This is a genomic window from Micromonospora sp. M51 (assembly GCF_018070305.1).
GTDB lineage: Bacteria > Actinomycetota > Actinomycetes > Mycobacteriales > Micromonosporaceae > Micromonospora > Micromonospora parva.
The window spans coordinates 1-11,389 of the sequence record NZ_JAGPXZ010000124.1; the positions used below are offsets into that span (position 1 = coordinate 1).

General features: G+C 70.4%; 12 protein-coding genes and 1 pseudogene. 6 read left to right on the forward strand and 7 right to left on the reverse strand.

Going from position 1 to position 11,389, the window contains the following annotated elements; all coding sequences use genetic code 11:
- Window positions 1-30: 30 nt before the first annotated feature.
- The gene (locus KBX53_RS09655) at window positions 31-375 is read right to left on the reverse strand and encodes a hypothetical protein (RefSeq protein WP_030328857.1); all 345 of its coding nucleotides are present in this window, start codon (window positions 373-375) and stop codon (window positions 31-33) included.
- 264 nt (window positions 376-639) lie between these two features.
- Here KBX53_RS09655 and KBX53_RS09660 point away from each other — a divergent pair, with 264 nt between their 5' ends.
- From KBX53_RS09660 to otsB, 3 genes are all read left to right on the forward strand, one after another.
- Entirely contained in the window at window positions 640-1,083 is a 444-nt protein-coding gene (locus KBX53_RS09660; protein ID WP_030328859.1) for an XRE family transcriptional regulator, read from the forward strand.
- 162 nt (window positions 1,084-1,245) lie between these two features.
- Window positions 1,246-1,599, forward strand: coding sequence for a hypothetical protein (locus KBX53_RS09665; protein WP_030328864.1), 354 nt, complete (start codon window positions 1,246-1,248; stop codon window positions 1,597-1,599).
- Between the two features lie 67 nt (window positions 1,600-1,666).
- Window positions 1,667-2,491 (forward strand): trehalose-phosphatase, encoded by an 825-nt coding sequence (gene otsB / locus KBX53_RS09670; protein WP_210858719.1) that lies wholly within the window; start codon window positions 1,667-1,669, stop codon window positions 2,489-2,491.
- A 60-nt stretch (window positions 2,492-2,551) separates the two neighbouring features.
- Here the strand turns inward: otsB and KBX53_RS09675 are convergent, their stop codons facing one another.
- From KBX53_RS09675 to KBX53_RS09690, 4 genes are all read right to left on the reverse strand, one after another.
- On the reverse strand, window positions 2,552-3,322 hold the full coding sequence (locus tag KBX53_RS09675; RefSeq protein WP_030328867.1) for an isoprenyl transferase: 771 nt from the start codon (window positions 3,320-3,322) through the stop codon (window positions 2,552-2,554).
- A gap of 31 nt (window positions 3,323-3,353) precedes the next feature.
- Entirely contained in the window at window positions 3,354-4,496 is a 1,143-nt protein-coding gene (locus KBX53_RS09680) for a geranylgeranyl reductase family protein (RefSeq protein WP_030328869.1), read from the reverse strand.
- A gap of 400 nt (window positions 4,497-4,896) precedes the next feature.
- Window positions 4,897-5,766 carry a hypothetical protein gene (locus KBX53_RS09685; protein WP_210858720.1) on the reverse strand — a complete coding sequence of 290 codons (870 nt, stop codon included), beginning with the start codon at window positions 5,764-5,766 and terminating at the stop codon, window positions 4,897-4,899.
- 37 nt (window positions 5,767-5,803) lie between these two features.
- A complete protein-coding gene (locus tag KBX53_RS09690; protein ID WP_030328874.1) occupies window positions 5,804-7,648 on the reverse strand; it encodes a phosphoenolpyruvate carboxykinase (GTP) in 1,845 nt (614 codons plus the stop codon).
- 136 nt (window positions 7,649-7,784) lie between these two features.
- Here KBX53_RS09690 and KBX53_RS37125 point away from each other — a divergent pair.
- The 3 genes and pseudogenes from KBX53_RS37125 to KBX53_RS09705 all read left to right on the forward strand — a co-directional run bounded on the left by KBX53_RS37125 (window position 7,785) and on the right by KBX53_RS09705 (window position 10,154).
- Window positions 7,785-8,625: pseudogene (locus tag KBX53_RS37125) on the forward strand (GtrA family protein).
- Between the two features lie 63 nt (window positions 8,626-8,688).
- The gene (locus KBX53_RS09700) at window positions 8,689-9,396 is read left to right on the forward strand and encodes a GtrA family protein (RefSeq protein ID WP_030328879.1); all 708 of its coding nucleotides are present in this window, start codon (window positions 8,689-8,691) and stop codon (window positions 9,394-9,396) included.
- Window positions 9,393-10,154, forward strand: coding sequence for a MaoC/PaaZ C-terminal domain-containing protein (locus KBX53_RS09705; protein WP_210858721.1), 762 nt, complete (start codon window positions 9,393-9,395; stop codon window positions 10,152-10,154). The genes KBX53_RS09700 and KBX53_RS09705 overlap by 4 nt, the downstream gene beginning before the upstream one ends.
- A gap of 45 nt (window positions 10,155-10,199) precedes the next feature.
- On the opposite strand, the gene KBX53_RS09710 is transcribed toward KBX53_RS09705, so the two are convergent.
- Together KBX53_RS09710 and KBX53_RS09715 are read right to left on the reverse strand one after the other, a co-directional pair.
- Window positions 10,200-10,772, reverse strand: coding sequence for a PH domain-containing protein (locus KBX53_RS09710; protein ID WP_030328888.1), 573 nt, complete (start codon window positions 10,770-10,772; stop codon window positions 10,200-10,202).
- Between the two features lie 188 nt (window positions 10,773-10,960).
- Window positions 10,961-11,389 (reverse strand): biotin--[acetyl-CoA-carboxylase] ligase (locus tag KBX53_RS09715; protein ID WP_369010000.1); only part of this gene is annotated, 429 nt, incomplete at its 5' end.

Below are 11,389 nucleotides of genomic sequence, written 5' to 3' on the forward strand. Positions count from 1 at the left end.
GGGCAGCTCCGGCCCAGCCGGGACGCCAGGTCATCGCTCCTCCGGCTCGATCGTGGTGGGGTCGGCGACGAGCAACCGGTCCAGGTCGTCGGTGCTGACCTCTTCGACCAGCTCGACGCTGATCCGGCAGCCGTCCAGCACGACTTCGGCCACCGAGGACCGGCGGATCTCGCCGCCGGCGTCGTAGACCCGGACACTCAGCTCGGGGCAGCCGAGATGGGTACGCCAGGCGTTCCACTCGGCACGATCGCCGACGCTCAGCGACAGGTAACGGCAGCCTCGGGCGAGGTAGAGGCGCCAGGGGGCGGTCAGCCCCGCAGCGACGCCCTCGGCGATCAGCCCGAAGGCCTGGGCGCGGGTGGCGAGCTCGGTCACCACGGCCCCCTGGCACCGGGGGCGTGACGCATGTGAGCACCAGTCGTCTCATGCACGTGACACACCGTAGATTGTCCCATGGACGTGACAGTATCAGCTTTTCGTCCGGTTACGTTTGCCACTACGTTCATCTATTCTGCCCGCGTGACACCCCTCAACAGTGGCACTGACTCGTTTACCGGAAATCCGAACGCCTCGTCACGTCCGCGTGACCGTGGCGAGCCGTCGTACCCACCCTCCGCCGGCTGGCCGTACCGTCACGGAGTGACCGAGACGGCCAATGCGCGGAAGATCGCCTTCGCCACCTTCGTCCGACGGGCCCTGGACGAGGCACGGGCGACCCGAGCCTGGAGCGGCACCGAGGTGTCCCGGCGCACCGGCGTCTCCCGGCAGACCATCAACCGCTGGGTCCGGGGCGACTGGGCCAGCGACCCGGAGGCCGAACGGGTGGTCGCCTTCTGCGAGGGGCTGGGCCTGAACCCGGCCGCCGCCTTCGCCGCCCTCGGCTGGGACCGCACCGCGACCGGCCCCCGCACCGGCCAGGCCGCCCCTCCGATGGACCCCGACGTCGAGGCCCTGCTGCGCCGGCTGGTCGACCCGCAGGTGTCGGACGCGGAGAAGTTCCACATCCGCGAAACCATCAGATACCTCGCATACCGCCCAACGCTGCCGGTCGATGTCCGAAAAAGGGGCAATCAGGCGGGCTAGTTCCTCAGATAGCGAAAGAACGCCTGGTCAGGTTCATTCGTTTACCTCCGGGGTTGGAACGGGCACGCTAGCGTCCCTATTCGTACTGCTTGGGCTCGTCATCGGCGGGGGGACGGGACAAGGCCGAACCCAGCCCTGCGGGACAGAAGGAGGGGTCTGTCCATGACCCTGAAGTGGTTGGCAGTCGTGGTCGCAACGGTGTCGGTGACGCTGTGGGTGACCGGCAACACAGTGACCCTCGTGGTCGACGGCGGGCAGCTTCCGCTGCTCGTCAACCTCTTTGCGCTCATCACCGCCGGCACCGCGGTCGTCCTGGCCGTCGTCGCCGAGCTGCACGAGCGCCTGAACAACCGGATCAGCGCGCTCACCGAGTTCCTGGTGGCCCGGCTCAACGAGATCGAACACCACACCGGCGATCGGAACACCGGGTTCGTGGAGGGCTACCTGTTGAGCCACGGCCAGGAGGCGGCGGTGGTGCCGTTCGGCCGGCGCGGACGAGGAGCTGCCGAACGCTGATCGCCTACCGCACAACGGGTCCGCTCGGCCAGGAATGAGCCTGGATCGCCGGGGTACGCTGACGCGCGTGCCGCCGTTGAATCTGGGCAATCAGCAGCCGAAAACCCCGTTGGACGCCGACCAGGCCTGGCGGGCAACCGCCAGTCGGGCGGCCGGGACCGTGCTCTTCTTCGACTTCGACGGCACGCTCGCGCCCGTCGACGACGATCCGACCGCGGTACGCCCGGCTCCCAACGCGTTGGCCGCGATCGAGGCGCTCGCCCCGGTCGTGCAGCGGGTCGCGATCGTCTCCGCCCGACCCGTCGAGTTCCTTCGGGATCAGCTCGGCGGGCTCGCCGGCGTGGACCTCTACGGTCTCTACGGGCTGGAGCACAGCCACTCCGGCGGGGAGACCGTCACCGAACCGGCGGCGCTGCCCTGGGTTCCGACAATGTCCGAGCTGGCCGACCTGGCCCGGGCGGAGCTGCCTCCCGGCACGCTGGTGGAGTACAAGCGGCTCTCGGTCGCGCTGCACTGGCGTACCGCCCCGCAACTCGGCCCGACGGTGCAGCAGTGGGGTCAGTCGCAGGCCGACCGCCTGGGGTTGCGTTCGCAGGCCGGGCGGATGGTGCTGGAGCTCAAGCCGCCGGTCGACCGGGACAAGGGCATGGTCATCGGCGAGGCGATCAAGGGCGCCACCGGCGCCTGGTACTTCGGCGACGACGTCTCCGACATCAAGGCCTTCGCCGCGCTGCGCGCTCGCGCCGCCGCCGATCCGGACTTCCTCGGCGTGTGCGTGGCGGTGGCCAACTCGGAGACCGGACATGAGGTGGCCAACGCCGCCGACCTGACGATCGAGTCGCCGGCCGCCCTGGGCGACTTCCTCACCCGGGCGCTGACCCACCTGCCCTGACCGGCCTTGCTCTGACCGGCCTGCTCTGATCGAGCGGCGACCGACGGCGTCGCCGCCCGGTCAGGTGCCGTAGCGGCGTTGCCTGTTGGCGTACGAGCGCAGGGCCCGCAGGAAGTCGATATGCCGGAAATCCGGCCAGTTGAGCTCGCAGAAGTAGAACTCCGAGTGCGCGGACTGCCACAGCATGAAGTCGGAGAGCCGCTGCTCGCCGCTGGTGCGGATGACCAGGTCAGGGTCGGGCTGGCCGCGCGTGTAGAGGTGCTCGCTGATGTGCTCGACGTCCAGCACCTCGGCCAGTTCCTCAAGGGTCCCGCCGGCGGCTGCGTGTTCCAGCAGCAGGGAGCGGACCGCGTCGGTGATCTCCCGCCGACCGCCGTAGCCCACCGCGATGTTCACCTCCGCCCCTCCGCTGCGGTCGAGGGTGCGTTCCTCGGCGCCCTTGAGCGCCGCCGCGGTCTGCGCCGGCAGCAGGTCGAGCGCACCGACCATGCGCAGCCGCCAGGGGTTGCCCTCCTCGGCCAGCTCCACCACCAGATCCTCGATGATCTTCACCAGTGGATCCAGCTCGCTCGCCGGGCGACGCAGGTTGTCGGTGGCCAGCAGGTAGAGGGTCACGTGCCCGACGCCAGCCTGGTCACACCAGGCGAGGACATGCTTGATCTTCGCGGCGCCGACCCGGTGCCCGTCGTTCGGGTCGACGAAGCCCATCTCCCGCGCCCAGCGGCGGTTGCCGTCGCACATCACCCCGACATGGCGGGGCACGGGCTTACCGGCGAGCTTTGCCGTGAGCCGGCGCTCGTACACGGAGTAGATAAGGTTCCGCAGCGTCATCACCTAGCAGCGTAGCGACCCTTGCGCCAGTTCACCGCCTCGGAGCCCCATCCCCACCGCCCAGACCGATGCCGATCATCGCGAGCGTACGAGCGGTGAGGCGTCCGTCACCCAGACCCAGCTCGACCACGTCGTAGAAGACCCGGTCGTCTCGACGGGCCGCCCGGACCGCCGCGTCCACCACCCGGCGTCGCCGGGCCAACCAGGCCGCGACCGAACTGTGCCGCAGGTGGGTGCCGAGACGGCGACGCAACCCGTGGGCGTAGCGGCCGGCGGCGTCCTCGGGCGACCGGGCCGCCGCCGACCCGGCCAGCGCGCCGGAGAGCAACGCGTAGAAGATCCCCTCCCCGGTGAACGGGTTGATCAGCGACAGGGCGTCCCCGGCCAGCAGGGTGCGCCCCCGCCCCGGCGACGGTCGGTGCGTGGAGAGCGGCAGGTGATGGGCCCGCAACGCGGTCACTGTCGCCAGGTCGGTGCCGGGTAGCAGCGCGGCCAGCCGGTCCAGCAGGTACGCCCGGCTCAGCGGCTCACCGCGCAGGACCTCCCCGTACCCGACGTTCGCCCGTCCGTCACCGATCGGAAAGGACCATGCGTACGCCGGCCAACGCGCCTTCGAGGTGACGATGAGCTGTTCGGACGGGCCGGGCAGCGCCGGGGCGTACCCCCGGATGGCCAGCGCGAGGTGCCGGTCGGGGTTCTGCGGGTGGCCGAGCGCCCGACGCACCACCGAGCCGGCGCCGTCCGCACCGATCACCACCCGCCCGGACACCTGCCCGTCGAGCACCACCCGGTCGGCTCGTGGCTCGACCTGGCGCACGGTGTGCCGGCGCAGCTGCGCGCCGGCGGCCACCGCGGCCGCCACCAAGCGCGCGTCGAAGACCTCCCGGGGCACGGTGTACGCGGGTCGGGGCAGCGCCCGGGCCACCGCACCGCCCCCCGGCGAGATCATGCGGAGCGCCGGCAACGGCGCGTAACCCGCCACCGCCTCGGTCACCCCCAGCTCGGCGAGCACGTCCACCGAGTGCGCGGCGATCCCGTCACCACACGCCTTGTCCCGGGGGAAGTCGGCCCGGTCCAGCAGCAGCACGCTGGCACCGGCCCGGCACGCCGTCAGCGCCGCTGCCGCGCCGGCCGGCCCCGCCCCCACCACCACCACGTCGAACTCGTCGTCCACCGCGCGCCTCCCTCCAGTCCGACGCGGCGCGGCCGCTCCCGCCGGGCGACCTGGTCGGCCCTCCGGCCGGCCACACCGACGATCTCCGCAGCTGCCCCGACGCCGATCGCTGTGACCGACGCCACCCGCCATCCTGCCCCCTGCCCGCCCGAGAAGACCGTTCCCGCACTGGACCGACAGGTCTCACCGCCCTCCTTTGCTCTGCACCCGCGGACGCGACGGTTACCGTCCGCCACTGTCGCCTATAGAGGTGCAGAGCAAAGGGGGAATGGGCCGTGGTCGGGCCTGCGCCGTGGCCGGGCCCTGCGCCATGGCCGGGCCTGCGCCATAGCCGGGCCAGCGCCATGGCCGGCCGCCGGCCGCCGGCCGGCCAGCGGGAGGGGTGCGGGGCTGGCCGCGGTCAGGGTTGGGGTTCAGGTTGGGCGGCGTCGGGGGCGCGGGCGGCGCGGCGCAGGCCGTACAGGGTCAACAGTGCCGCCGCGACCAGGGGGCCGCCGTCGCGGACCAGGCCGTCGACCCCCAGCAGCCACCAGCACAGCGGCAGATCCACAGCGAGTACGGCCACCGTGACGACGATCAGCAGGCCACGGGCCCAGTCCTTGCCCCGCATCAGGAACGCGGTGCAGAACAGCACGGCGTAGCTGGCCGTGATGCCAGCGCCGAACCAGAACAGCACGGCCGGCACCGCGGTCAGCCGACCGTCCAGGATGGAGCCCCCGGCCACCAGCGCCGGCACCAGCATCAACGGGCTGTAGGTGAAGGCCGCCACCCGACTGGTCAACAACCAGGCGCTGGCCTGTGGTCGGCGGGGCGGGGTTTCCCGCCAGGAGATGCCGTCCCGGTCGATGACGAGACGCGGACGGTGCCGGACCAGGTGCCCGGCCAACGCCGACGAGCGGTAGAGCAGCCAGACCACAGCGACACAGAGCGCCGTGAGGATCGCGAAACCGAGCAGGCCGGGCAACGGCGGCACCCCCTGCCGGGGCACGATGAGCCGGCCGACCGCGAAGATCGTGGTGACCGCGAGGATCAGCCCGAACGGGCGGGCCACCGTGCGACCCCGTTGCACATGCCCGATCAGCAGCAGGAAACCGAACGAGCGCAGCAGTGCCCAGCCGGTCCGGACGGCCAACCCGAAACCCTGCTCCGGGGCGTACCACCAATTGAGCAGCTCGACCACGACGGTGGCCGCCGCCGTCGTGGCCAGCAGGATGACGAGCACCCGGACGGCGGACGGCCGCCGGACCTGGGTCTCGGCGGCCGTCCTCATGAAATCCGATGTTGCCCGCGAAGGGCCTCGTTCACACCTACCGCTGCGGCTGTGCGGCGTCCAGGCGCGCGCGCAGTGCGTCCAGCTCGGCCCAGAGCACGCCGGGCAGCTTGTCACCGAACTTCTCGAACCAATCGGTGATCATCGGAAGCTCGTTGCGCCACTCGTCCGGGTCGACCTTCAGCGCGATCCGGACATCCTCCGGGGTCATGTCCAGGCCCTCGACATCCAGGGCGTCCGGCGCGGGGACCATGCCGACCGGCGTCTCGACCGCGTCGGCGGTGCCCTCGATCCGCTCCACGATCCACTTGAGCACCCGCGAGTTCTCGCCGAAGCCGGGCCAGAGGAACGAACCGTCCGGGTCCTTGCGGAACCAGTTGACGTAGTAGATCTTCGGCAGCTTCGCCTCGTCGCCGTCGGTGCCCTTGCCCATCTCGATCCAGTGCCGGAAGTAGTCACCGGCGTGGTAGCCGATGAACGGCAGCATCGCCATCGGGTCCCGGCGGACCACGCCGACCGCGCCGGACGCGGCGGCGGTCGTCTCCGAGGAGAGCGTGGCACCCATGTAGACGCCGTGCACCCAGTCGCGGGCCTCGGTCACCAGCGGGACGGTGTCCTTACGGCGTCCGCCGAAGAGGATCGCGTCGATCGGAACGCCGTTCGGGTCGAAGTACTCGTCGGCGAGGATCGGGCACTGCGTGATCGGGGTGCAGAACCGGCTGTTCGCGTGGGACGAGAGGCTGTCGCTCTCCGGCGTCCAGTCGTTGCCCTTCCAGTCGATCAGGTGCGCCGGCGGCTCACCCATGCCCTCCCACCAGATGTCACCGTCGTCGGTGAGGCCGACGTTGGTGAAGATCGAGTTGCCCCGGTCCAGGGTGCGCATGGCGTTGGCGTTGGTCTTCCAGTCGGTGCCGGGCGCGACGCCGAAGAGACCGTACTCGGGGTTGACCGCGTAGAGGCGGCCGTCCGGGCCGAACCGCATCCAGGCGATGTCGTCGCCGATGGTCTCGACCTTCCAGCCGGGGATCGTCGGCTCCACCATGGCGAGGTTGGTCTTGCCGCAGGCCGACGGGAACGCGCCGGCGATGTGGTAGACCCGGCCCTCCGGCGAGGTGATCTTCAGGATCAGCATGTGCTCGGCGAGCCAGCCCTCGTCCCGGCCCATCACGCTGGCGATCCGCAACGAGTAGCACTTCTTGCCCAGCAGCGAGTTGCCGCCGTAACCCGAGCCGAACGACCAGATCTCCCGGGTCTCCGGGAAGTGCGAGATGTACTTGGTGTCGTTGCACGGCCAGGCGACATCCTCCTGGCCGGGGGCGAGCGGGGCGCCGATGGAGTGCAGCGCGTGCACGAAGTCCGCGTCGTCGCCCATGGCCTCAAGGACCCGGGCGCCCATCCGCGTCATGATCCGCATGGAGGCGACCACGTACGGGCTGTCGGTGATCTCCACACCGAACATCGGGGACTCGGCCTCCACCGGGCCCATGACGAACGGGATGACGTACATGGTGCGACCGCGCATGGAGCCCCGGTACAACTCCGTCATCGTCCGCTTCATCTCGGCCGGCGCCATCCAGTTGTTGGTGGGGCCGGCATCCGCCTCGTCGACGGAACAGATGTAGGTGCGCTCCTCGACCCGGGCGACGTCCGTCGGGTCGGTGCGCGCGTAGAACGAGTTGGGCTTCTTCTCGGGGTTGAGCCGGATCAGAGTGCCGGCCTCGACCAGTTCATCGGTGAGGCGGCGCCACTCCTCGTCGGACCCGTCCACCCAGACGACACGGTCGGGGGTGGTCAGTTCTGCGACCTCACGGACCCAGGCGAGCAGTTTCGGGTGGGACGTCGGGGCCTGATCGATTCCCCGCACAACAGCCGGAGCAACCATGACACATCTCCTTGTGGTCGACGCTGACCGATCTATGGGATGCACGAGACTCGGCGGCGCGAAGCGTCGCCTTCGTGGAAACCTGGGATTGGCCTCAGCGTAAACCGGGCAGCCTTCCGAGTCAGTGGGACAGGTTGTGAAGAACTGCACAAGCTACGGCCTCGCTGCGGCATCACGAGCTGATACCCGCTTTCCCGCGCAGTTTCACGCAAATCTTGTTGTGCACCCCGGCGGCGGCTTGTTGCGGTCGGGCCGTGGACCTGCCCCGCCGACCGGTGCGAGGATTCCCGTTCCGCAGCGGCTCAGTCCTCCCAATTGGCTACGCTCTGTGCAGTGGTCACGTACGCAGACGCTGGGCCCCTCCGGGACACCGCGCCCGCTCGCCGTTGCTACCCCTCTGACTGGCCGGCAGCCGGTAGGCTCCCTGCGTGGCCGCCACGATGACCGGGGAACAACCGGGTTCCCCGCAGACCCGACGGGGTCTCGTCGGCACACTGCTCGACCGCTTCGGTCATCTCCTCCGCGAGCTGAGCAAGTTCGCCACCGTGGGTGGTTTCGCCTTCCTCATCGACTTCGCGCTCTTCAACTACCTGACGAGCAGGCACGGCGTCGAGGAGCTGACCGCGAAGACGATCTCCACAGTGATCGCGGCCACCGTCGCCTTCGTCGGCAACCGGTTCTGGACGTGGCGGCACCGTCAGCGCAACAACGCGGCCCGCGAGTACGCGCTCTTCTTCTTCTTCAACGCGGTCGGCCTCGGCATCACCGTCGCCTGCCTGGCGCTGAGCCGCTACGGGCTCGGGGCCATCTGGCCGGCAGTGTTCCAGACCCGCCTCGCCGACAACCTCGCCAGCTACATCGTCGGCACGGGGCTCGCCACGCTGTTCCGATTCTGGTCCTACCGGCGGTTCGTCTTCGTCGAAGCGGGAACCCCGACCGTTCCGCAGGTGAATCCCGACCGTGACCACGGGGCGTGACCTGCCGCCCACCTCGTTCGGCCGGTGATCGCCGGCCGCACCGACTGCCCTAAGGTGTTTCGCATGCGTCTTGTCCGTCTGCTGCCTGAGCGCTGGCAGAAGTTCATCCACGAGGCGCTCAAGTTCGGCATCGTCGGCGGCATCAACACCGTCATCAATTACGCGGTGTTCAATGCCCTCGCACTGACCGTTTTCGTCAATGGTCAGTTGAAGGCGACCGTGATCGCGACCATCGTCGCGACCATCACGTCGTACCTCATGAATCGGCACTGGACGTACCGCGATCGCCCGAAATCGGCGCTTCGTCGGGAATATCTGCTCTTCTTCCTTTTCAACGGCGCCGGCCTGCTCATTGAGCTGGGTGCCGTGGCGGCCGCCAAGTACGGTCTCGGCGTACACGGCCTGCTGGCGCTGAACGTGGCCAAGACCGTCGGCGTCATGCTGGCCACGCTGTTCCGGTTCTGGTCCTACCGGACCTTCGTCTTCCAACCTGTCGCACCAGCAGCGGACGAGGCTGCGAAGCCCCAGTCCACCTGGCACAGCATTCCGCGCGACGAGTGGGACACCATGGCGGAGATGGACCCGGTCGCCGAGCTCGCGGAATCCGTGTCCGAGCTGGAGGAGTCGGAGCCCGCACAGCGCGCCGACTACCCGCCCGGCACACCCGCCCAGGGCCGGCCCCCGCACCTGAGCGTCAGCCCCGCCGCCGACCTGGACGCGGAACTCGCCGCGGAACTGCACGTCGGCACCCGTCGCGCGCCCCGCCGGTGACCACACCCGACGCCCGCTCTGGCACGGGCCGACCAGCCGAGCTGTTCTTCGAGGACCTCGTCCCGGGGCTGACCGTCGATCTCGGCGTGGTCACCGTGGACGCCGACGAGATGGTCGCCTTCGCCCGCCGCTTCGACCCGCAGTGGTACCACGTCGACAGCGACCTGGCCGCGGCGAGCCGGCACGGCGGTGTGATCGCCAGTGGCTTCTACACGGTCAGCCTGTTCATGCGCGCGTACGTCGACCACCTGCTGTCCCGGGCCGCCGCGGACGCGTCCCCCGGCCTGGAGGAGCTGCGGTGGCTCGCCCCCGTGCGGGCCGGCGACCGGCTCGCCGTCCGGGTCGACGTGATGGGCGCCCGACCGTCGACCGCCCGTCCCGGGCTCGGCACCGTCAGCCTCACCGGCACCATGCTGCGCCTCGGCCCGGACGACCGGCCGGAGCAGGAGGTGCTGCGGACCCGCTTCCGTGGCTGGTTCGCCGTCCGGCCGGTCGAGGCCGACCCCGCCGAAGCCGAAGCTGTCGGAGCCGCCCCTGTCGGAGCCGCCGCGGCCGACGCTGACCGGCCCGGAGCTGACCGGCCCGGAGCTGACCGGCCCGAAGCTGATCGGCCCGCCGACGGCCCGATCGCGGCGGACCCGTCCGCCGCCGTGCCGTCCGCCGTCGCGCCGTCCGCCGCCGTGCCGCCCACCGCCGCGCCGTCCGACGGCGACCCGACGGAGATCAGCGGCTCCGCCGAGGCGCAACGACACGACTGACCCGCCCCCGACACCGTGGCAGGGGGCGGGTGTCAACCGCACCGGTCAGGTGGTGGTGTCGCGCAGCGACTTGCCGTCCTGCATGTCGGCGAGCATGTCGCGCATCTCGCCATCGCCCAGTGAGTGCTTGTCGTGCTGTGCCTCGACCAACTCGTACAGGGTGGTCTGCACCTTTCCGACGTCCGGCACGTCGGAGAGCACCGACTGGCCGCGCTCACCGGCCGACTCGATGGTGAGCGTGCCGCAGCCGAGCAGACGCTCGACGAAACGCTGGTTCATCGAGTGGTCGTTGACGCGGGCGAGCGGGAGGTCCCGCCGGTCCCGGGAGAAGACACCCTGCTGGAGCAGGACCCGCTCGTTCGTGAACAGGTAGTGGGTGGTGCGCCAGACCAGGAACGGCCACAGCGCGAGCCAGAGCACCGCGACCAGGGCGATCGCCCCGATCACGGCCAGCACGATCGAACCCCCGCTGCCCTCGGGCAACAGGACCACGCCGACCACCACCGCGGCGATGGCCAGCACCAGCACCGCGATCGGCCGGATCAACGCCTTCCAGTGCGGGTGCAGGTGCAGCACGACGTGCTCGTCCTCGGTGAGCACGTCCTCAGGAAACGCCACGGGAACCTCCAACGCGATTTTCTAGACGCGCAGACGGTAAACCCCCCAAGCCCCACCACAACATCCGCCACGCGGCCCCCACCCGTGCTTCCGCGATCTTGCACTTCCGGTCGCCGTTACGCGGCTTTCACCCCTTGTGCCGCGACAGGAAGTGCAAGATCGCGCGGTTGGGGGTGGGGCGGGGTGGGTTAGCGGAGGTGTAGGACGTCGCCGGCTGCCAGGGTTCGGGTTTCGGTGGGGGTGGTGACGATGAGTTGGCCGTCCGGGTCCACTCCGGTGGCGGTGCCGGTCAGGGAGTCGCCGTTGGGGAGCAGGACGCGTACCTCCCGACCGACCGTCGCGCAGGCCGCCAGGTAGGCGTCGCGCAGGCCGCTGGCCACCGCGTCGCCGCCCGCCGAACGCCAACGGTCGTACCAGTCGGCGACCGCCCGCAGCAGCGCCCGCAGCAGCGGATCCCGATCGGTGGCCGCCGCGCCGGCCAGCTGGAGCGAGGTGGCCGGCAGCCCGGTCGGATTCACCGGCAACTCGTCGGCGCGCAGCGTCACGTTGAGCCCGATGCCCAGCACGATCGCCGGCGGTTGGTCCGGCGTACGTCCGGGCACCGCCTCGGCCAGCAC